The 21,525-nt window shown below is 39.4% G+C and carries 19 protein-coding genes; 11 read left to right on the top strand and 8 right to left on the bottom strand.

From position 1 onward, the window contains the following. Positions 1-336: 336 nt before the first annotated feature. From V7K61_RS04695 to V7K61_RS04710, 4 genes are all read right to left on the bottom strand, one after another. Complete coding sequence (locus V7K61_RS04695) at positions 337-3,645, bottom strand: GAF domain-containing protein (RefSeq protein WP_335051511.1); 3,309 nt, start codon at positions 3,643-3,645, stop codon at positions 337-339. 255 nt (positions 3,646-3,900) lie between these two features. Beyond that, positions 3,901-5,088, bottom strand: coding sequence for a TRC40/GET3/ArsA family transport-energizing ATPase (locus V7K61_RS04700; protein WP_099101231.1), 1,188 nt, complete (start codon positions 5,086-5,088; stop codon positions 3,901-3,903). Between the two features lie 104 nt (positions 5,089-5,192). Next, a complete protein-coding gene (locus V7K61_RS04705; RefSeq protein WP_094350381.1) occupies positions 5,193-5,474 on the bottom strand; it encodes a hypothetical protein in 282 nt (93 codons plus the stop codon). Between the two features lie 113 nt (positions 5,475-5,587). Beyond that, positions 5,588-5,746, bottom strand: coding sequence for a hypothetical protein (locus V7K61_RS04710; protein WP_335051386.1), 159 nt, complete (start codon positions 5,744-5,746; stop codon positions 5,588-5,590). A gap of 174 nt (positions 5,747-5,920) precedes the next feature. Between V7K61_RS04710 and V7K61_RS04715 the strand changes: the two genes are divergently transcribed. The 4 genes from V7K61_RS04715 (at position 5,921) to V7K61_RS04730 (ending at position 8,783) form a co-directional block, all read left to right on the top strand. Further along, the gene (locus V7K61_RS04715; RefSeq protein ID WP_335051388.1) at positions 5,921-6,694 is read left to right on the top strand and encodes an SGNH/GDSL hydrolase family protein; all 774 of its coding nucleotides are present in this window, start codon (positions 5,921-5,923) and stop codon (positions 6,692-6,694) included. Positions 6,695-6,936: 242 nt separating this feature from the next. Next, the gene (locus tag V7K61_RS04720; protein ID WP_335051390.1) at positions 6,937-7,632 is read left to right on the top strand and encodes a HupE/UreJ family protein; all 696 of its coding nucleotides are present in this window, start codon (positions 6,937-6,939) and stop codon (positions 7,630-7,632) included. 156 nt (positions 7,633-7,788) lie between these two features. Next, the gene (locus tag V7K61_RS04725) at positions 7,789-8,352 is read left to right on the top strand and encodes a leucine zipper domain-containing protein (protein WP_335051392.1); all 564 of its coding nucleotides are present in this window, start codon (positions 7,789-7,791) and stop codon (positions 8,350-8,352) included. A gap of 53 nt (positions 8,353-8,405) precedes the next feature. Beyond that, a complete protein-coding gene (locus V7K61_RS04730) occupies positions 8,406-8,783 on the top strand; it encodes a DUF2358 domain-containing protein (protein ID WP_335051394.1) in 378 nt (125 codons plus the stop codon). 421 nt (positions 8,784-9,204) lie between these two features. On the opposite strand, the gene V7K61_RS04735 is transcribed toward V7K61_RS04730, so the two are convergent. Continuing rightward, positions 9,205-9,894, bottom strand: coding sequence for a Uma2 family endonuclease (locus V7K61_RS04735; RefSeq protein WP_335051396.1), 690 nt, complete (start codon positions 9,892-9,894; stop codon positions 9,205-9,207). 565 nt (positions 9,895-10,459) lie between these two features. Here V7K61_RS04735 and bchB point away from each other — a divergent pair. From bchB to V7K61_RS04765, 6 genes are all read left to right on the top strand, one after another. Continuing rightward, positions 10,460-11,986: a ferredoxin:protochlorophyllide reductase (ATP-dependent) subunit B gene (gene bchB, locus V7K61_RS04740; protein ID WP_292718743.1), complete on the top strand. Its 1,527-nt coding sequence runs from the start codon at positions 10,460-10,462 to the stop codon at positions 11,984-11,986. Between the two features lie 87 nt (positions 11,987-12,073). Next, a complete protein-coding gene (locus tag V7K61_RS04745) occupies positions 12,074-12,409 on the top strand; it encodes a DUF6883 domain-containing protein (RefSeq protein WP_335051398.1) in 336 nt (111 codons plus the stop codon). 3 nt (positions 12,410-12,412) lie between these two features. Then, on the top strand, positions 12,413-12,664 hold the full coding sequence (locus V7K61_RS04750) for a hypothetical protein (protein WP_335051401.1): 252 nt from the start codon (positions 12,413-12,415) through the stop codon (positions 12,662-12,664). Positions 12,665-12,684: 20 nt separating this feature from the next. Further along, positions 12,685-13,023 carry a hypothetical protein gene (locus V7K61_RS04755; RefSeq protein WP_335051403.1) on the top strand — a complete coding sequence of 113 codons (339 nt, stop codon included), beginning with the start codon at positions 12,685-12,687 and terminating at the stop codon, positions 13,021-13,023. Between the two features lie 245 nt (positions 13,024-13,268). Beyond that, entirely contained in the window at positions 13,269-14,201 is a 933-nt protein-coding gene (locus V7K61_RS04760; RefSeq protein WP_335051405.1) for a DUF5677 domain-containing protein, read from the top strand. Positions 14,202-14,375: 174 nt separating this feature from the next. Then, positions 14,376-14,663 carry a type II toxin-antitoxin system Phd/YefM family antitoxin gene (locus V7K61_RS04765; protein ID WP_335051407.1) on the top strand — a complete coding sequence of 96 codons (288 nt, stop codon included), beginning with the start codon at positions 14,376-14,378 and terminating at the stop codon, positions 14,661-14,663. Positions 14,664-14,916: 253 nt separating this feature from the next. On the opposite strand, the gene V7K61_RS04770 is transcribed toward V7K61_RS04765, so the two are convergent. After that, entirely contained in the window at positions 14,917-15,732 is an 816-nt protein-coding gene (locus V7K61_RS04770; protein WP_335051409.1) for a hypothetical protein, read from the bottom strand. Between the two features lie 491 nt (positions 15,733-16,223). Next, positions 16,224-16,625, bottom strand: a complete 402-nt coding sequence (locus V7K61_RS04775; protein ID WP_335051411.1) for a hypothetical protein — start codon at positions 16,623-16,625, stop codon at positions 16,224-16,226. Between the two features lie 649 nt (positions 16,626-17,274). On the opposite strand from V7K61_RS04775, the gene V7K61_RS04780 reads away from it, so the two are divergent. Continuing rightward, positions 17,275-20,442 carry a plasmid replication protein, CyRepA1 family gene (locus V7K61_RS04780; RefSeq protein WP_335051413.1) on the top strand — a complete coding sequence of 1,056 codons (3,168 nt, stop codon included), beginning with the start codon at positions 17,275-17,277 and terminating at the stop codon, positions 20,440-20,442. 120 nt (positions 20,443-20,562) lie between these two features. On the opposite strand, the gene V7K61_RS04785 is transcribed toward V7K61_RS04780, so the two are convergent. Beyond that, on the bottom strand, positions 20,563-21,417 hold the full coding sequence (locus tag V7K61_RS04785) for a sulfurtransferase (RefSeq protein WP_335051415.1): 855 nt from the start codon (positions 21,415-21,417) through the stop codon (positions 20,563-20,565). Between the last annotated feature and the right edge of the window lie 108 nt (positions 21,418-21,525).

The following is a 21,525-nucleotide window of genomic DNA, read 5'->3' on the forward strand; positions in this document are numbered from 1 at the left end:
TGCTCAGTGTGCGATTTTCACTTGAACAGAAATATTGTGTGGGTAGGGTTTTTAGAGATGTGTGTACACCGTAGCCCCGCTCTTCGGGAGGGGATTAAGGGGAGCTAGCGCGGTCTTTTCTACGAGACGCCAAGGGCAATCCATGAGCGGCTGGCGTGTGGGGTGCAATGACTGTGGTTAGCATAACTAATTATGCGGACATGATATTACTGTAGAATGAAATGTCTTTTAAGTCTGATTTAGATCCCCAACTTTTTCAAAAAGTCAGAGATCGAGCAATACGGTTTAGCTAAAGGTAAAAGTCTTTGCCAATGACAAATGACCAATGACTAATGACTAATGACGAATTTGTTTAATCGGAATTTCAATCCAAAATTCTGTACCTAAGCCCGGCTGAGAATCACATCTAAACACACCACCATGTTTTTCTACAATAATCTGGTAACTAATTGATAAACCTAAACCAGTGCCTTTTCCCACTGGCTTAGTTGTGAAAAATGGATCGCAAATTCTTGCCTTCATAGCTTCGGGTATTCCTGGCCCATTGTCTGCAATGCGAATTACTACACTCTTGATATTGCCTTCAAGTTCTCCAAGAGCAGTATAGATAGTAATTTGACTGCTATGAGATTTTGATTTAGATTGGGTGTAATCTTCTAAAGCATCAATCGCATTGCTTAAAACATTCATAAATACCTGATTTAGTGGCCCGGCATAGCACTCCACTAAAGGAAGGTTAGTATATTCTTTGACTAATTGAATCGCTGGACTTTCTGGTTTTGCTTTCAAGCGATGCTGCAAAATTAGCAAGGTGCTATCAATGCCCTCATGAATATCAACTGGTTTTTTTTCTGCTTCGTCAAGGCGAGAGAAATTCCGTAAACCCAAGACAATCTGCCGGATGCGATCGACCCCAATTTTCATGGAAGATAGAGTTTTGGGCAAATCCTCAATGATAAATTCTAAGTCGATATCGAGGGCGCGATCGCGAATTTCTGGATTAGGATTGGGAGCATTTTGCAAATAGAGGTCTAATATACCAAGTAAATCTTTAGTGTAATCGTTGACATGATTGATGTTGCCATAAATGAAGTTCACGGGGTTATTAATTTCGTGAGCCACACCAGCTACCAATTGACCTAGTGAGGACATTTTCTCAGTTTGGATCAGTTGGGTTTGAGTTTGCTGTAAATCATGCAAAGCTTGAGCCAGCTTTTGAGTCTGCTCTTTGGTTTGATTATGTAATTGGGCTTGTTGGAGTGCAACCCCAAGTTGATTGGCAATTTGAGTAATAAACTTAATTTCTGAAGCTTCCCAATGCCGGGGTGCAGAATTCTGGTAAGCTGCTAATAGGCCCCATAGCTGTTGTCCAATAAATATAGGTGCGATCGCATAAGCTCTTGCTTGAATTTGCTCTAAAACTGCAACGTGGCATTGAGAGTGGCCAACTTCATAGATATCATCAACTGCAAAGCTTTCATTGTGACGATATCGCCCACCTTGGGTTTCCTGTAAATAGCTATCTTGCCAAACTGTCTTGGTATCTGAACCGACTAACTTTACCCAGTTATCACCCACAAACTCGGCGATATATTCACCACTCCAATCAGCCTGGAAGCGGTAGACTGCAACTCGATCTGCTTGTAGTGATTTACAGATTTCTTGGGTAGTTGTCTGAAAAATCGCATCTAGATCGAGAGATTCTCTAACTTTGGCCACAACTTCAAACAATACCCGTTGTTGTTCTGCTGCTTGTTGCAAATCTAATGTCTGTTGTTGTGTCTGAGAGAGTAAATCAGCTTGCTGGAGTGCTACGCCCATTTGGGCGGCAATCTGACTGAGGAAGTTAACTTCAGAAGTTTTCCATTGCCGAGGGCCAGTATGTTGATAAGTTGCCAACAAACCCCAAAGTTTTTGTCCAACAAAAATCGGCGCAAGCACAAAAGCATGAATTTGAAACTGCTCTAGATTGTCGATATGACACTGAGTAAACGCCATCTTGTAAATGTCATCGACTGCAAATGTTTCATTGTGGCGGTAGCGTCCTCCTTGTGTGTCTTGTAAGTAGGTGTCATTCCAAATTGTATTAATACCTAGTTCTGACTCATTCGACCAGTATGGACTAGCAGCCTCGAAATCCCCGACAAATTCACCACCCCAACTAGAATCAAAACGATAAACAGAAACGCGATCGGCTTTAATTAATTGACAAACTTCTTTAGTTGTCGTCTGAAAAATCGTATTTGTGTCCAAAGATTCTCGAATCTCAGCAATAACTTTAAACACAGCTTGTTCTTGTTCAGCTGTGCGTTGTAACTCAACGGTGCGTCTTCTAACTTGTTTTTCTAAATTTTCATTGAAGACTTGTAGTTGTTGGTGTAGTTCATACTGCTGAACTGCGGAAGCAAAGTGTTTACTGAGGTTTCTAGCCAGTTCAATCTCTTCAATTGTCCATTTTTGAGCTTGTGCTGTTTTAGATTCGCGCCAAACCTCAAAGGATCGCCGGGGGTACTGCTGCCTTTGATCGCCATCATGCTGCCCCGCCCATAAAGTTTCTGTATCTACTTCATTGCGGAAAATACTTAAGTAGCCCAGCAACTGCTGACGATACTGGAGTGGGATCATCAATATGCTGCGAATTTTAGTTGGTTGAAAAGCAACTTGCAAACTTCGCAAGCCAGGAGTGTTATATATATCTGAAATCGCCCAAACATCGTAGTTAGTGGACTTGTAGTGTTCGTGCCAGATACTATATTGCTCGATTAGTGGATATATAGTTTGTTCTGGCATTACAGGCTGCTGTCCACAGATATAAAGCTTGATACAAGTATTTCCTGGTATTAAGCATTCTGTTAAGCTGGTGACGTTGCCATTGTGGAAATCAAAAGCTTCATTTCTAATGCAAAGCCTGCCACCAACGCCATTAAAGGCAGCAACAGCCGCTTCTAGGGCTGGCTGTAAGACAATCGTCGGCAGGGAATGTAGGAGGGTAGCAATGCGGTTAACGATCGCTTCTCGTTCGGCTGTTTTGCGAACTTGAGTGTGAAGGGTACTTTGAGCGATCGCCACTGAAAGTTGCTCGACTACCATTTGTATTGCTTCTAGCTCATATTCTGAAATCAAACGCGCTTCAGAATTATGAGAAACCAGCAGCCCCCAAAGTCGATCTTGATAGAGAATAGGCGCTACTACAGAAGATTTTACCCCCATTGCCGTCAAATATTCAATATGGCAGGGGTCTACAGGGCGGTAACGGATCTCCTCTGAGATAGTTTCTCCATTATCCAAGTCACGCAGGTGAATTTGACCAATCTCTTTAGTATCAACATTCACAACAGAACGCACCCGTGATTTGATAAATAGTTCACGGGCATAGGATGGGATGTCATCGTAGGGAAAATTTAACCCCAGTAGCGACGGCAAACAATTTTTATTAATCGATTCAGCAATCACTTGACCACTACCATCGGGATGAAATTTGTAAATCATCACTCGATCGGTTTTTAATAGCGATCGCACCTCTGCCGTTGTCACTGTGATAATTTCTTCTAACTCTAAGCTGCGTCGGATACGGTTTGTAATGCGGCGTAGAAAACTTTCTTCATCGCGACATAAGGGAAAATCTTGTTCGGGATTAGAGGTCATTGTTATAGCAAAATAAATTAATAATTTGAAAACTGACATAATTAAATCTAAAGACATTCTCAAATTTATTTCATCATTTTGTCTTCAGTAAAACTACGGTCAAATCATTAATAAAAATATTTTTTTGGCTTTTATTAAAATTCACCAAAACATCATAAAAACAGACGCTAAAAAGATTGCGTCTGTACTAGCTACAAGAGAAATTTCTTGCTTTTTAGTTTTAACTTTTTGTTGACAGACTAATGTTCAACAAAATTAAACTTTTGTGTTGTCAGCAAAGCGGATTTTTAGATAGTCATTTTCCATCTTTGCTCCGGCTGGTTGTAGTGCTGCTAAGGCTTGTGGCAAAACTAAGTTACGACGATGGTTGCCAATAGTAATGTTTAATTCGTCTCCAGTTTTACTGAGTTGAACTTGGTCTTTAGGAATACCCGGTAAGTAAAGTTCTAAGCTGTATTGGTTTTCCTCTTGCACTACTCTAAGAGTTGTTTCTTTGTAATAAACCTGAGTAGGATCTTCATCTTTATAAAGAGTTTCTTTCAGGCGTTCTAATGAAGCCAATCCACACATTTCCTCAGAAAATAGAGGAACTTCTTTCACAGGCAGAGGGTGAAAATTATCATGAATTTCCCGGCGATATTGCTCCTGACTTTCCTTCCAACGTTGGAAAAATGGGTCTTGGACTTCACTTGGTATAATCCGATTAGCCACTACTAAATCTGTTGCAACATTATACAAACTCAGATAAGCATGGGCACGGAGAGACTCTTTAATCACCATTTTTTCGGGATTTGTGACTAGACGCACTGAGGTTTGAGTATTATCTGTTAATACTTTTTCCAGAGCTTCAATTTGTTCATAAAACTCATAAGGTGCATCCATCACTTCTTTATCGGGTAGCGAAAAACCAGCAATTGGTCTAAAAAAAGGTTCAACCAAGGGTCTAAGCGCCACCGAGATGTTTTGAAATGGTTTGTAAAAACGGCGCATATACCAGCCACCGACTTCAGGTAAACTCAGCAAGCGCAGTGCGGTGCCGGTGGGGGCTGAGTCGATAATTAAGACATCAAACTCACCTTCATCGTAATGGCGTTTCATCCTTACCAAGCCAAAAATCTCATCCATCCCTGGTAAAATTGCCAATTCTTCTGCCTGTATGCCGTCTAAACCCCTTGCCTGTAAAACTTGGGTAATATAACGTTTCACAGCACCCCAGTTTCCCTCCAGTTCTTGCAACGCATCCAGTTCAGCACCCCAGAGATTTGGGCGAATTTTTTGGGGTGCGTGTCCCAGTTCCATATCAAAACTGTCTGCGAGGGAGTGGGCGGGATCTGTACTTAAAACCAACGTCTGATAGCCTAGTTCCGCACAACGCAGCCCAGTTGCAGCAGCGACAGAAGTTTTGCCCACGCCGCCTTTACCAGTCATTAAAATTACACGCATAGATGCTTTTATCCTGCCTGAGATTTTTTTACATTTATTTACATTATCGACTGTTTGACGAAAATAAATGTTGTTTCAACACGTCTAGGCATTATTATGAGTATTTACCCTAACTCATCCGTTGGGTTTTGCTGCAATAACTGGTCAAGCTTAGTTTCCAGGGCTGAAAGTTTTTTAAGAATTGTGGGGCGATCGCCATCAATAGAAATTAGTAGATTGGTTATTCTCTCTTGTATATTCGTTAATTGTGCTACCGCATTCTGGATTTGGAGCATTCCTTCTCGGAGTTCTTGGCGTTCCTGACGTGCTTCCGCCATTTCATCTAACATAGCTTGGACTGTTTTAGCATTACTCTCAATTAGATGTTTGAGTTCTTTATCAGTCATTGCGATCGCGCTTTGGAGTTGAGTTTATTATTAACTCTAAAGTATTGAGGGATTTTGTTTCAATCCCCCGTAGGGCAGCACAGTTGTGCTACCCTGCATTATGGTTTAATTACCTAAAAATTGCGATCGAGGCTGTTTACTGGCTCAACAAGCATCTTAGCTTTGTACAAATTCAACAGCTTTTCTTGTTCAAATCTATCGGGGTAACTCATTTTCCTATCTTCGAGCGTTAGTCGAATCAGTGCTATTTGCTCATCTGTAGGTGAACTCATCTCGTCTATCGCTGCGCCAATATACTGAAAAGTCGTGAAAGTAGGAGCCTTTAACCATTTCCAAAAAAATCCTGTCCAAGAATAAGTTATACTTCAAAGATTTCAGGGAAGATGAGCAATACCAAGATAGTATATGTATGTTTATTCCTCTTTCTGATAATTGTCTTGTTTAATATGCTAGCAAGGCAGATTCAGAGAAATTATTTCCCCGTAGCTGAACAACAGGTAATCAGAGTTTTATTTATTGGTAACAGCTATACATATTTCAACGATCTTCCTTGGTTGACACAACAGTTGGCTGCTTCAGCGAAAGAACCTAAAAAGTTAGAAACTGAAATGGTTGTGGTTGGTGGAGCTACACTTCAAAACCACTGGAAACGTGGTAAAGCACTCAGACTTTTGAAAGCGAAACGCTGGGATTATGTAGTACTGCAAGAGCAAAGTACTTTACCAATTACCAATCCCCAGGAAATGTACAAGTACGCTACTCTGTTTGATGCCGAGATTAAGCGAGTGAATTCCCAAACAGTGTTTTACTTAACTTGGGCAAAGCAAAATCAACCAGAAACGCAACAGATATTGACTGATGCTTACATGAGCATTGCTCAAGAACTAAAAGCTAAAGTTGCACCTGTGGGAACTGCTTGGCAAAAAATTCAGGAAGCGAATCTAAAATTAAACCTTTACAATTCGGATCGAAGCCACCCTAGTCCGATTGGCTCGTATGTAGCAGCGTGTGTATTCTATACAACATTTTATGAGAATAGTCCTGTAGGCTTGAGTCGTCGTATATATAGTAGTAATACTAGTACGCCACAAGAAAACAACAGAATTGAGTTGGAAAGTTTAAGTGAAACAGATGCCCAAATGATTCAACAATTTGCTGCAAACGCCACTTTATGCATAGGTGGAAGAGCTTCTAGTTATCGCTCCAATATATGGAATTGACGGTACTTTAGATTCATTTTTATAATTTAATTGTATTGTCAGCAGTTTTGGGCTGATTCTTGATTAGCGATCGCATCTTCAATCTCAATAACCCGATCCTACTTGCTTATGAGAGAACTTTTTCTACCACTGCGGCTTTACATAACTTTATGAAGTTAGTAAGATTTAGCGTAATTACCACGTTAGTTTTTTGGGGTAGGTGGGTAGTATAAATTACCTAAAAACTAATTTGGTATATAGCGATGTTCAAGACTAAATTATCAGAATCCCGTACTTCGGGGGAACTTAATCCCTCAAAGTTCATGGATCGCCATATTGGGGCGATCGCAGCTTTAATTTTAATTAGCTTACTGAGTTCATTGAGTGGAACACCATTTGAACATACCATCTCTAACGCCTGGGAAGCCTTTGTCTGGGGATTAGCAGATCCAGTAATTAGTTTAAATTGTTTAGTTGGTATTGTTGCAATTGGCTTACTCTCATCTGTGTTTGTTCGTGGCGCTGCGATCGCTGGATGTTTTGTCTTCGCAACAGTTTTGGGCATTGTAATTCATATATTTCAGTTAGATTTACCAGGCACAGAAATAGCGATGCCTTCGGCGGGCGCAGCCATCGCCATTTCTACCATTGTTTTTGGTACTATGCTGATGATGCCAAATCAACTAAACTTTCTGGTGCTTACTCTAGTGGGCATCAGTGCTGGTTTATTTCAAGGTTACGCTAATGCTGAATCTATTGTTAGTGCAGGAACAATATCAGTAGTTGCCTATATACTAGGTATTGCCTTAACTCTGTTTGCCGTTGCCATGAGTGCTAGAGAAATTGGTGTTGGGATGAGTATGGGAGAAATAAACCGAATTTTACCCTGGAAAATCAGCCTTGCTGGTTTTGCCTTGTGTGCGATCGGTATCGTGTTTTTGAGCAATTCGCTTATTTAAATCAGATATTTCAATTCAGTGGAATACATTCATTCGTGGGGGCGTACACCTAGCTGTGCGCCCCCACTGCGTTTTCAGACTGGACAAGCAAGCATTCTAGTGAATAAGTTGATGCACCTCTGCGCTAATCTAGAGGCTATATCTAAATATAAGGTTATGACACCTGAAGAAATTGCGGGTACGCTAACAGAATTATTTGGCACATCGGCTGTTGCTACGATTGCTCCTGGATCGTGGCAAATAGATACTTCTACTTTTCGGCTGTTGGTGCTGCTTTCCGAAGATAATACTTGGCTGCGAGTTTTACTGCCTATTCTGCCTATACAACAAGCCCAACCATTTTTAGAACAGTTCCTAGAAGCCAACTTCGATGATACTCAAGAAGTACGTTACGCTTTGTATGAAGGGGTGATTTGGGGGGTATTTCAACATAACATTGATACTTTAGTAAGTGCAGATTTATCCAATGCAATCAACCGACTTGCATCTCTCCATCAGGCTGGATTAGATAATGTCTTTAATCGACTAATTGAAAGCCGCATCCGGCAAATTATTCAGGCAGCAAAACAGCAAGGACAATCTCTGCAAGCTACTATGCAAACCTTAGAACGCTTTTACGCCGAAGGAATGATGGGCGAAATAAATCAAACTTCACAAGGGCGAGAAGAAGTCCTCACTGCTTGGCGGCGTCAGTTAGAACGTTTATGGAATGAGGGTTAATTTCCATTTTTAAGTTTTCATATTAAACCAAATTACAGATATATTTATCTATCATGGATATTATTGAAATCCTCAAACAAGACTATCAAAGATTCCCAGTCAATCAAACTTATAGCATTTATGCCCCAGAGGTTTATTTTCAAGACCCGCTGAATAAGTTTCGTGGTGTTAAACGTTACAAAGAAATGATTAATTTTATCCAAACTTGGTTTTTAAATCCCAAGATGGACTTACATAATATTCAACGTTTAGGAGACACAATAAAAACTGAGTGGACACTCAGTTGGAATACTCCTCTACCCTGGAAACCACGGATCTCTATTCCTGGTTGGAGTGAATTAGGTCTGAACTCTGATGGTTTGATTATTTCCCATATCGATTATTGGAACTGTTCACGCTTAGATGTGGTGAAGCAGCATTTTTTCTCTTGAAAAAGTGGATGATTCAAATAATATAATTACCGTCAAAATCCTCATGGTTTCTAGTGAGGACTTTAGTCCTCTCTGACGAGATGCTACGCAAACAAAATCAGGACTGAAGTCTTGCTATCACACTAGATGTAGCAACGAAAGCCACTAATTATTATTTATGATGGTTGCTAAAAATCCTAAAATATCTGCTGAATTAACTATACATACTAAAGTAGAAAAATTTGGTGTGCAAACATAATTGGTTAAGATATTTTCCGTATTTAAAGTACTCCAAGTAAAAAAATGTCCAATTGTCATTGCGAGCGAAGCGAAGCAATCCCAGTCTTTGCGATTGCTTCGCTTCGTACCATTCGGGAACGCCAAGGGCGAACGCAATGACGGGTTTTGGATCATTTATTTTTTGGAACACTCTTAGAAGGGGTTAATCACTACCCAATTTCTGGATAAAATCCCCATGTTCAGCAGACTGCAAACCTGCTTGTAAAACCTTCAACACACCCTGCATATTACCTGCTAATAACTCCGTCGCCGCTAACCACAACCCTGGAAATACCCGACTTCGCAAAACGCCTTCATTGTCAGGTACTAATTCCAGATATTCACCCTGTTCCAGAGAAAACCAAGTCAATTTTTGGTCTAAAACTTGCCAAACAATATATTCTTTGACACCGTTGCGACGATAAGCCTGTTTTTTGCCATGAAGATCGATAGCCGCACTACTAGCAGCAATTTCCACAACTAACTCTGGCGCACCTTCAATATAATCATCTTCACTCAGTCGCGTTTGACCACCTGCTTCCGGTAGAATCAACAGAACAGCATCGGGTTGAGGTTCGTTATCTAAGTCTAAGCGGACAGTAGGTTCAACTCCCAACGCTACACCAGAAGTCGCAGCTTCGTAAGTACCAAGCCATGTCAAAATCCAACCATGCGGTTGACCGTGACTTCGGAAACGCAGGGCAGCAGGCATAATATAGACAATTCCTTCGGTTAATTCAGCTTTTTTCAGGTTAGGGGTGGCATTATAGCGACGCTCAAATTCGTAGCGGGTGAGTTTGTCGCCATTTTCCAAAGGAGGAATTGTCCAAGGCTGGGAGGGTGTTTTCACCATAATTTTTGTGAAACTGAGCTTGTGTACATCTTAGCGAATTAGGTAAAAACGCAACCGACTAGGGAATGAGAGATTATTGAAGAAGAATTCAGAAGTCAGAATTCAGGAATCAGAATCACTCTTTGCGGGGATTCAGACTTGCCACCGATAGCGGAGAGAGTACAGGATTCATTCTGAATTCTGACTCCTGACTCCTGAATTCTGTTTAAACATTAAGATTTTTTTACAAAATCACCAGCAATGTTGTTGAAATTGATAGCTGTATCCCAAGCAGTAAATAGGTTTCAGGCATATAGCCTCCCTTAAAACCCGCAACAAACCTTATTTTTTTTCAGCCAGCAGGTTTGAGAAAATCAGAAACGATTTAATAATCAAGCACTTATAAGTAAATGGGATGAATTAAAGATAATACCTCTCTCCAAACCTCTCCCCTTCTCTACCAACGACACGCTGGGCGATGCCTACGGCGGTAAACTAGGCACCGAAGGGGTTGGTGGTAAGCTCTATCTTATATTTTTTACGCCCACTTACTTAGTTATTTTGAGTTTAAAAGGGAGACACAAACATGAAATTGGCTTACTGGATGTATGCTGGCCCAGCCCACATCGGCACTCTGCGAATCGCTAGCTCTTTTAAAAATGTTCATGCGATTATGCACGCCCCCATTGGCGATGACTACTTTAACGTCATGCGCTCTATGCTATCGCGGGAGAGGGATTTTACCCCGGTGACAACCAGTGTCGTCGATCGCAACGTTTTGGCACGCGGCTCCCAAGAGAAGGTAGTAGATAACATCGTCCGCAAGGATGCCGAGGAACACCCAGATTTGATTGTGTTAACTCCCACCTGCACCTCTAGCATTTTGCAAGAGGATCTGCACAACTTTGTCGAACGGGCGCAGTTGGAAGCGAAAGGAGATGTAATGCTGGCGGATGTGAACCACTACCGCTACAACGAACTGCAAGCCGCCGATCGCACTTTGGATCAAATTGTCCAATACTACATTGAAAAAGCTCGGAAGCGGGGCGAATTGGCTGAGGGCAAAACAGCAAAGCCCTCGGTGAACATTATAGGTACTACTACCCTCGGTTTCCACAACAATCACGATTGCACCGAACTAAAACGGCTGATGGCTGATTTGGGAATTGAGGTAAATACCTTAATTCCTGAAGGTGCTTCGGTAAATGACTTGAAAAAGATGTCCCAAGCCTGGTTTAACTTGGTGCCTTACCGCGAACTCGGTTTGACTACAGCTCGTTACCTGGAAGAACAATTTGGCACACCTTATATAGACATTACTCCAATGGGTGTAGTGGAAACTGCCCGTTGTATTCGTAAGATTCAGCAGGTAATTAACGCTCAAGGTGCAGAAGTTGACTATGAAAACTTCATCAATGAGCAAACCCTCCATGTTTCTCAGGCTGCTTGGTTCTCCCGTTCGATTGACTGTCAAAACTTGACTGGCAAAAAAGCTGTGGTTTTTGGTGACAATACCCACGCCGCAGCCATTACCAAGATTCTGGCGCGAGAAATGGGGATTCATGTTGTTTGGGCTGGAACCTACTGTAAATATGATGCAGATTGGTTCCGCGAACAGGTGAGCGAGTATTGCGATGAAGTGCTAATTTCCGAAGATCATGGTGCAATTGGGGATGCGATCGCTCGTGTCGAACCCTCTGCCATTTTCGGCACCCAAATGGAACGCCATGTTGGTAAGCGCTTAGATATTCCTTGTGGCGTAATTGCTGCACCAATCCACGTCCAAAACTTCCCCATTGGTTACAAACCATTTATGGGTTACGAAGGCACGAATCAGATTACAGATTTGATCTACAATTCCTTCACTTTGGGAATGGAAGATCACCTATTAGAAATCTTTGGCGGTCATGATACCAAAGAAGTTATTACTAGAGGAATTTCCGCTGATTCTGATTTGAATTGGACAAAAGATGGACAAGCAGAATTGAATAAGATTCCGGGATTTGTTCGCGGCAAAGTGAAGCGTAATACTGAGAAATTTGCGCGCGATCGCGGTTTCAAAGAAATCAACGCTGAGGTGTTGTACGCTGCCAAGGAAGCTGTGGGGGCTTAGTTTTTTAGCCGACAAATAAAAATTAGTGGGGAGTTAAGAACAATCTTGACTCCCTGTTTTTATGGTGTATTGATTATAAATAACATAATGAAAATGCCATCGGGTTTAATCATTCAAGATGAAAAAATAACTAAATACCTACTTGTTTATCAACCTAAAAGTGATAAATCAAGATATCTAGCTTTAGCAGGATATAATCTTGATAACTGGGAACTTCTTAAGAACGATATAATAAATGCTGTAGAAGGTTCTGAAATTGCAAAAGTTACCCCTAGTGATTGGGGGACTCAGTTTGAGGTTAAAAGCGAGTGGACTGGGACTAATGGTCAATTAATTAAGGTAATTACTATCTGGCAACAAGATGAAGAAACAGAATTTGTTAGATTTATAACACTATATCCTGATAAATCACAGGAGACTTAAACGATGACAATAGCTAGTTTATTTCAGTGGGTAGAACTGAAGCACAATGTTCCTAATAGTCCTGTAAAAGCTGGCGATAGAGGGGTTGTGTTAGATCATCTGCGTCCTACTAAAACTCAGCAAGAGCCAGGATATATTTTAGAAATCTTTAAAGACCGTGAAACTCTAGATGTTGTTTCTGTGCCTATTTCCTGGGTCAATCCTCTACCTGAAACCTGGGGAAGTATTGAACATGATACAAGACAGACAGTTTAAAGCAGAAAAAAATCAAACTCATGGCTGACTATGGATGCTATCCTCTATGGTGGGTGAGTTCTGATAAAATTGGCAACATTGACCCAGAGACATTGCCATTAAGTCTAGAAACTATTAAACGTCTGGAAAAATGGGAAGAAATTTATAATGCAAAGTTGAACTGGGAAGATCCTGCTAACTCATCAGGTTTCCTAAGTGAAGAAGCTGAAGCGGCTTTTGAGGAAGAAGGAATCATCCTGTGGAAGCAATTGCAAACAGAGCTTGCACCTAATTATCAAGTTGTTTATTTTAGTGAGCTATTAGGCAAGGTTTTAATTTATCCTACTGAATTAGAAGTTTTACCTGCTATTCAGCAATGATTTCACCTAACATAATATAAATTTAGTACAGCACCAATAAATTTAATTGCGATCACGGTTAAAGGAAATCAATGGTAAGGTGCTATAGACCGCCAAGGAAGCCGTCGGGGTGTAGTTTCGGGATTAATCGAGAAGATTTAGGGGTAAGGAGTCATGTATGCTCTTTACCCTCATCTTTTTTATTTTAATTATGAAATATGAGAAAGCTTCAATTGAACTAACGAAAATTTACCAAAGCAATAAGTATGAATTACTCAGAACTATTAGATATTTTTAAGTCATCTCTCATTCTAACTAATCAAGTTTTTAATTTCTTGAATACAACTTATGAAAAATTAGATGATAAAAATAAACTAAGGCATCATATTTTATATAGAATGAAGTCTACTAGCATAACTATTTTTCACATCTTAACTCAAAATCTTGACAACCCAAATTTTGTTGATTTTTCATCAGCAGCAATTTTAACAAGAAGCATAATTGAATCTTACAAAACGTTTTATTATTTAACATATCCTGACATTAATGAGTCTGAGTTTAAATTTAGATCCCTCATGTTTGAAATATATGATATTTTGGAAAGGCAAAAAATGGTTAGCCAATTAAAAGCGCTCGACTTGGAACAGCTAGGAGAACAAACAGATTTGAAAGAACTAGGAGAACAATTAGATGAATTAAAAAATCAAATTAATAAAAATGAATATTATAAACAAATAGAATTACAAAATAAAAAAAACGAAAAATATAAAAATCTTCTTAAGAAGAATGGTAAATGTAAAAATTTATTTTCCAAGGATTTTGAGAATGCTGTTTATCATACTAAAGGATGCTTCGTAGAACATTATGATGTGCTTTTAAGCAGATTAGTAAAATTTAATTCTGTACGTGAACAAGATAAAGAAAAGATTAATAAAAGATACAGGTTTTTGTATAAGTATTTATCCAATTTTGTCCATATAAGTCCCTATTCCATTTCTCAACCTTCAAACTCTATTTCAATAGATGATTTTAAAAAAGTCATTCTTCCCATTATATTTTATTTGAATATTGCAAATGAAGACATATTAGATGCTTTTCCAGAGCTAGAAGAAGAAATACAAGTGGAAAGCAATTATCCTGATATTTTTAAAGGATTAGAAGAATTTATTAAATTTCTGAGATGTGATATTATAAACTAATCTTGATTCAAACTGAAGCATATAAACCGCTCTAAATAAAGCAATATATGGCGAACTTAAGCCAGGGATTCTAATTTTAGTTACTTTTATTACATTGGTAAATGAACGATCGCACCTCCAAATAGTCAAGCTATTATGTTATGTAAAGCCTACAGCATTAGGAAATCTCCCACCATGTCTAATCAGACAAACTTGACTGATGCTCGTAACAATCTAACCGAACTCTGCGCTCAAGTGGTTGCAGATAGAGGAGTGGTAATTATTAACCGACAAGAAGGCGAAAGCGTCGCCCTAATTGCTGTTGATGAACTAGAGAGTTTACTAGAAACATCTCATTTACTTCGTTCACCTAAAAATGCAGTTCGTCTATTAACTGCTTTGGAAAGAGCTAAAGCTAGAACTTTAAAACCTCAAAATATTAACGAACTAAGTCAGGAGTTGGGAATTGACGAAGAAGGATGAAACCTAACCCGAAAAAATAAACTTTGAGATGCTGTATTTCATCCAGAATTTGGTTAATAACTACCTAAATTTGATGTCTATCTATTGTAAAAGCTTAGTGCGATCGCCTGTATTTTTCTAGTAATTGCGGCAAGTAATCATAACCATCCACACCAATAAATTTAATAATGTTAGTTCGGTTTTGCAACAAGACTGAAAAGCTTCTTGCTTTTCAGTCCGTGAGAATTTGTTGCACAGTTGGGTTAACTGAAGCTTAATTTAGTTTTTGTTTTTGGATTTGTTCCCATTCCCCTTGAATACTTTGTAATGCCTTCAAGGTGCTATTTAAACGAGCTTTCTTTAACTCAGGAGTCTCTTTTTGAAATAAACTCGGAGAATTTATTACTTTATGTAGTTCAGATTGGGTGGAATGCAAGCGATCGCTCAAACAGCGTTCAAAGATTTCACTATCACCACTGCTCACATTTTCTACTAATTGGCGATATATATACTCTTTAGAACTGATTTTATCGTTGAGAGCGGTATTAACAATTTCCTCGATTAACTTGTGGTAGGAGTCAGATAAGAAATTAGATGCTGTAGCTGGCGTAGATTCTGCTGCAAGATTATTTGTTTCAGAAGTAGAGGGATCGGATATTTCTTCTTTAGTTGGCGTTACGACAGTTTCCTCAGAAGTAGGGGATTCTTCTTTAGTGGGTGCTGGTAAAGTTTTCCGAGAATTTGTAGGTGAAGAATTTGCTTTGGAATTAGATAAGTAATAATCTGCTAAAGAACCGCAGAGAAACTCTTCACGAAAGCGGTTTATTTTGGCACGTGACTGGATTTTGTGGTAACGACGTTTCTGATACCATAAACCAGAAATGAGTAAGCCTGCAATCGCTCCTATGCCAACTCCTGCCATAGCAACCTTGCCATCTTCTAAAGCTTGATTTTGTTGCCCAGATTCAACAGTTGGATTTGAAGATGCACTTTGAGCAATAGCATAGTCATTCGCTGAACTTAGCTGTACGCTAGTAGCGATCGCCGCAGCCGACAGTATAAGTCTAAATATTAACTTTGATTTCCACATAATTTTACAGGTTAAAAATATGTTGTCTATTTCTGGAGACTAACCGCCTCCCCAAGGAGTGAATAGTTAAGAATCAAACTAACTAGATATCTCTTTTACCAAGGAAGTTCCACTCCACCCATATAAAAAATAAGCTTTGTCAACAGTAGTTTCCAGAATATGTTCTTATTTTTTAACATTATTTGTGCGTTTAGGAATCTTGACAAAGCCATATATTAATACCATTTCTTAAAGTAGATATATTAGGTATTTCTTAAAATGGTTATGATTTATAGCGATCGCTGCTAGGCTCTACACTGGTATCGCATATTGCTGGGCATCAAGTCTATAATTACATTAAATTGCAGGTGCTACAGCAGAATTTGGCATAAATAGCACTAGTACCTCATAGTCCATTGTAGACATCGCCTCTTGGATTTGGAAGGTATGAGCTAATAAAATGTAAACTTTCAGAGACTTGCACCAAGTTTCTAACTGCCTTGCTCTTTAATTTATCTGTGTGTAGTTCTATTTATAGAATAGGTGCTTCCCCGAAAGCTCAACTTATGAGTTGCTTGTGGTGTAATGATTTCAGTCGATTGGGTATTAGGATCGGCACCAACAAAATAAGTACATCCCCGAAAGCTCAACTTATGGGTTACTGATGGTGTAGTTTCTCCATGTAATTTGGGGTTGAGGTCATGACGATAGCAAGCCCCACGGTAGATTAAGTGATAATCTGGTTCCGATTTGGGAACTGGCTGTTGTGTATATTGTGTTTCCCTGTTGACTACTTTGCTTGTATAATACTCGTAGCTCGTACTGATAAGAATAAGAGTTAATAGTAGAACTAAAATCTGCCAAGGAGCTAACATTAAACCCAAAATCAGACTGATAGCTGCAAATACAGTCACTAAATGTGAGATTTCATTATTTCTATTTTTGAATAAAAAATAGCCAGTGATGAAACAAACACACGGAAAAATGAAAAAGTACAAAGCCATATTTCCTACATTCGCAACTAAAAGCAAAGGGTTTATAAAGCAGATTGAACTTATTTTAAAAGTTGTTGTTTATTTTACCTCCAATCAGCTTGAGAAGTTACCGTGCTACTGAGGTAAAAGTTTTACGTCAAGTTATCTGTATTAGCTGCGATCGCAAAGAAAAATTAACACTCAAGACTATCTCAAACCTTTGGAGCAGTGAGCGTTTTTGTCTTTATTCATTCAGAGAGGTTACAGGCGTGGTACAAAGTGGATGCTCAGTGTAAAGCCTTTGCTGGAGTATATGAAGATATTACCTTATAGCGATGTTATACTGCGATCGCATTCCTTAACGCAGAAATTTACTGATAAATAAAAATTAAAAGCGAACAAATATCACAATACAAAATTATTACTTTGGGGATCTAATAGGCAGAATAACCCACTACAGTTCTAACCGATGTGTCTCCGGCAACGAAGTAAAAAAAGCATCATCAAAGCCTCGCAATCTCGCGTATTAAAAAAAAGCAGATGCATGTTACTGTTTTAATCTCATTGTCTTACCTTCGCGCCTTTCCCTATGCATCTGCACTATTTACACCCCCAACACCTTGAAGAATTAGTCAAGAGTAGTGGTATAGACTTACACTTAGTGCATCTCAATTTTAGGTCGCTCCAAGGTGTAACAGCTTATGAGTACCTGTTGATTTCTGAGCTACTCCCCCGCACCAATACCGGAATGGTGAAAGCCGGATGGTTACAGCGTTATGCTCACATCACAGAAGGGGGTTGGTGGTGTTCGGGACTAGACCCTTTGAATAATTGGCAAATGATGGAATGGGGATGCTTTAAGCCAAACCAACCCCGACAAAACCACAATGGCAAATCTATCAAGTACGAGCATCCCCCCAGCACACCAACGCGGGTGTTTTGTTTGCGGGTAACGTTGCAAGTGTGGCAGCAAGTCGCTGGGCGTTACAATCTGGTCATGCCTGAAAATATCACCATTACTCCTGATGGCGAGGCTGGAGGCTTTTGGCAATGGGTGATGCAACAGAATATTCCCCTCATCATCTGCGAGGGTGTAAAGAAAGCAGCCACGTTGTTGACGCAAGGATATGTAGCTATTGCGATTCCCGGAATTACCAGTGGTTATCGGGTTGTAAAAGATGAATTTGGCAAAGTTACCCGTCGTCAGCTAATTCCTGATTTAGCCGCGTTTGCGATTACAAAGCGCAGCTTTTATATTTGTTTTGATTTTGAAACTCAACCTAAGACAATTGCTGCTGTAAATAATGCTATTTCTCAACTTGGTTGTTTATTTCAGCAAAAAAATTGCCCTGTTAAAGTCATCGAACTTCCAGGAATAGAAAAAGGGGTTGATGAATTTATTGTTGCTAAAGGTGCAAGTAGTTTCGATAAAGTTTATCGCCAAAGTGTTGATTTAGAAATTTATCTTGCTCAAACCAAACCCCACACCGAGTTAAGTATTCCTGCTGCACTTACCTTTAACCGTCCTTATATAGGTGAAATACCTTTTCCCACCTCTGGATTAGTAGGAGTCAAATCAGCGAAAGGAACGGGGAAAACTACGGCATTGCAAGGCGTTGTTCAACAAGCAAAAAGTCGAAACCAACCCGTTTTGTTAATTACTCACAGAATCCTACTTGGAAGATTTTTGTGTGAAAAAATTGGTATTCAATGGGGAACACATAAAGACGATGGGGAAAAAAGGATTAATAAAACACTTACCCCCGCTCCTCCCATACTGCGCTCTCTCTTTCCTCAGCAATCCCTCGGGTTGTGTGTTGATTCAATTTGGAAACTTAACCCAGAAAATTGGCGGGGAGCAATAGTAATTTTAGATGAAGTAGAGCAATCTTTATGGCATCTATTAAATAGTAATACTTGTAAACATAAGCGGGTAAAAATATTAAAGTTATTCCAGCAACTCATTGCGACAGTTTTAACAAGTGGAGGATTAGTAATTGCTCAAGATGCTGATTTATCTGATGTTTCACTTGAATATTTACAAGGATTAGCAGGAATTAAATTAACACCTTGGGTAGTTCTCAATCAGTGGAAGCCTCAACAAGGTTGGGATGTAACTTTTTATGATTCACCGAATCCAACACCGCTAATTCACCAACTAGAATTGGATTTACTTGCTGGACGTAAATGTTATGTTACTACTGATAGTCGCGCGGGGCGTTATAGTTGTGAAACAATTGAACGTTATTTAAAAGAACGGCTACAAAAATTACGGCGACAATTTCCTAAAACGCTGGTGGTTAGTAGTCACACAACAAATACACCTGGTCACGCAGCAGTTGATTTTATTGCAGCGATTAATCAAAAAATATCTGAATATGACGGAGTTTTTGTTACCCCTAGTCTTGGTACAGGAATTAGTATTGATGTCCAACATTTTGACCGGGTTTATGGCATTTTTCAAGGGGTAATTCCTGACTCGGAAGCAAGACAAGCGTTAGCAAGAGTCAGGGATGATGTACCGCGTGTTGTCTGGTGTGCTAAACGAGGTATTGGTCTAATTGGTAGTGGGAGTACAAATTATCGCTTGCTATCTGATTGGTATCAGGAAAATCAAAAAGAAAACTTAGCTTTGCTGAGTCCCCTACATAAAATAGATGTAGATTTACCCTTAGTTTATGACCCGATTCATTTGCGAACTTGGGCGAAGTTATCTGCAAGGGTAAATGCTTCTATTCGCCTTTACCGACAATCGATGCAAGATGGTTTAATTGCTGATGGGCATCAAATTCAGGTGCGGAGTAATGCGGTTCACAATAATATTATTCGAGATTTACGTCTGGCATTTTTGGCAACTGATGCCGATGATTTAACTACCCGCAAAAGGTTAATTTTAGAAATTGTTAAAGTTCAAAAAGATTGGGCACAAAGTCGTCAAAAAGCTAAAGAAATTAAACGTAAAATTAAAGATATTAAGCAGCAAAATCAACTATCAGTAGCATCTGCTGTTGCCAGTGCTAAAGATATCGATTATGTGGAGTATGAGCAATTGTTAGTTAAGCATTCTCTAACGGATGGAGAACGCAACCAAATTAATAAATATGTTCTTAAACAAAGATATGGTGTAGAAATTAGTCCTTGGCTGAAATTACAGGATGAACAAGGATATTATCGTCAGTTGTTAATCCACTATTATTTAACTCATGAAAGCGAGTATTTTCACGTTAGAGATGAGCAAGAATGGCATCAACAATTATCTTGGGGTGAAGGGAAAGTTTTTCTCCCAGATTTAAAAACTTATACGCTCAAAGTTGAAGCTATGAGAGCTTTAGGAATGCTTCAATTTCTCGAAGAGAAACGCGAATTTCATGAAAACGATACAGATTTGATATTGCTAAAAAATGTTGCTTTTCAGCATAGTAAACATATTAAAAGAGCGCTTGGTATTAATTTAGTCGGGGAGAAAGAGCAGGTTTCGGCAATAAAAATACTCAGCCGACTGTTAAATTTGTTGGGTTTGAAGCTGAGACGAGTTAATGAGGTTTATCAAATTGATTTAGAAACACTATATGATGGCAGGGAGAAAATATTTGCTGTTTGGCATCAACGAGATGAGTTGATGTTGGCTCATGTTAAGAGTGTTGGTTATGAATTGCCTGATTATTCTTCAGACTGGAAGTTTGAAGTTATGCAAACGAAGTCTGAAAAGATAGACCATAGATTATCTATGTCTACTGTCCCATTATCCAAGATATAGCGGTTCTCGGTTGAGTGAGGTAGAAACCCACCCCCAACCCCCTCCCCGCAAGCAAGGAGGGGGCTAAGATGTACCTCATGTGATTAGGAAACGCTATATAGCAATCCTGAATTACCTTCTTCACATTACTCTGCTATCAATGGGTAGTGATAAGTCACGAGACCATTCATTCCAAGAGCCAAAATAATTTCTGGCAGAAATCCCTGCCTCTTCGAGGGCTATCAATGTATTGGCAGCCCTTGAACCTTTAAAGCAGTAAATGTACACAATGGACTCTAAAGTAATACCTACAGATTGACAAATTTCTCGGATTTCATCTGGCGATCGGAACATGGGGATTTGCGATTCGGAATTCATCAAACGATGCCATTCTAACCATATACTGTTAGGGATTCTACCTTTGCGAGGACAAAAATCAACAGCATAGGGAGAAGAACTCAACCCAAGCCATTCCTCGCTGTCGCGCACATCTAATTTAATAATTGCTCGATTGTCAATTGCTTGCAACATCTCGGCGGTAGTCACCATCATATCAGCGTTGGGATGCAATCTAAAGATGCTGCTTTCACGTAATGGTACTTCATCAGTAGTAGGTAATCCTGCCTTGAGCCATGCTCTATATCCTCCGTGTAAGATAGATACCTGAGCGCAACCCAAATATTTCAGTAAGAAAGCTGCTCGACAAGATTGACCATAACCTTTATTTAAAGTATCTTCATAAACAATTAACCATTCTGCACCCGATATTCCTACCCCACTCAAAATTTGTGCAAAATACTCTTGTAATTTCTTTAATCCTGCTGGGTAGGAACTGTCTAAAAGATAGGTGAAAAAAGCTCTAATATTTATGGATTGAGGAATATGAGAAATAGCGTATTCTTCGGGAGTTCGCGTATCAATGATGACAATCTTTGATGACTTTTGGGCTAACAAAAACGTGAGTGATTGAGGAGAAATGAGAAGTTTTATATTCACGCTTTAATACTGATGTTGTCTGACTATTAGGCATTATCGCCCTCGCTAGAGAGAGCCTTTTGTCATGCAAATCACAGAAGAATGAATGTTGAATGTTATCAGAGAACT

This window comes from Nostoc sp., from assembly GCF_036918015.1.
GTDB lineage: Bacteria > Cyanobacteriota > Cyanobacteriia > Cyanobacteriales > Nostocaceae > Nostoc.

Coding starts and splice junctions, on each gene's coding strand:
- V7K61_RS04710 (WP_335051386.1), bottom strand. CDS start 5,746: ATGAGTTCACCTACAGATGAGCAAATAGCACTGATTCGACTAACGCTC.
- bchB (WP_292718743.1), top strand. CDS start 10,460: ATGAAATTGGCTTACTGGATGTATGCTGGCCCAGCCCACATCGGCACT.
- V7K61_RS04735 (WP_335051396.1), bottom strand. CDS start 9,894: ATGGTGAAAACACCCTCCCAGCCTTGGACAATTCCTCCTTTGGAAAAT.
- V7K61_RS04695 (WP_335051511.1), bottom strand. CDS start 3,645: ATGACCTCTAATCCCGAACAAGATTTTCCCTTATGTCGCGATGAAGAA.
- V7K61_RS04720 (WP_335051390.1), top strand. CDS start 6,937: ATGTTCAAGACTAAATTATCAGAATCCCGTACTTCGGGGGAACTTAAT.
- V7K61_RS04765 (WP_335051407.1), top strand. CDS start 14,376: ATGTCTAATCAGACAAACTTGACTGATGCTCGTAACAATCTAACCGAA.
- V7K61_RS04705 (WP_094350381.1), bottom strand. CDS start 5,474: ATGACTGATAAAGAACTCAAACATCTAATTGAGAGTAATGCTAAAACA.
- V7K61_RS04755 (WP_335051403.1), top strand. CDS start 12,685: ATGGCTGACTATGGATGCTATCCTCTATGGTGGGTGAGTTCTGATAAA.
- V7K61_RS04745 (WP_335051398.1), top strand. CDS start 12,074: ATGAAAATGCCATCGGGTTTAATCATTCAAGATGAAAAAATAACTAAA.
- V7K61_RS04700 (WP_099101231.1), bottom strand. CDS start 5,088: ATGCGTGTAATTTTAATGACTGGTAAAGGCGGCGTGGGCAAAACTTCT.
- V7K61_RS04750 (WP_335051401.1), top strand. CDS start 12,413: ATGACAATAGCTAGTTTATTTCAGTGGGTAGAACTGAAGCACAATGTT.
- V7K61_RS04760 (WP_335051405.1), top strand. CDS start 13,269: ATGAATTACTCAGAACTATTAGATATTTTTAAGTCATCTCTCATTCTA.
- V7K61_RS04715 (WP_335051388.1), top strand. CDS start 5,921: ATGCTAGCAAGGCAGATTCAGAGAAATTATTTCCCCGTAGCTGAACAA.
- V7K61_RS04725 (WP_335051392.1), top strand. CDS start 7,789: ATGACACCTGAAGAAATTGCGGGTACGCTAACAGAATTATTTGGCACA.
- V7K61_RS04780 (WP_335051413.1), top strand. CDS start 17,275: ATGCATCTGCACTATTTACACCCCCAACACCTTGAAGAATTAGTCAAG.
- V7K61_RS04770 (WP_335051409.1), bottom strand. CDS start 15,732: ATGTGGAAATCAAAGTTAATATTTAGACTTATACTGTCGGCTGCGGCG.
- V7K61_RS04730 (WP_335051394.1), top strand. CDS start 8,406: ATGGATATTATTGAAATCCTCAAACAAGACTATCAAAGATTCCCAGTC.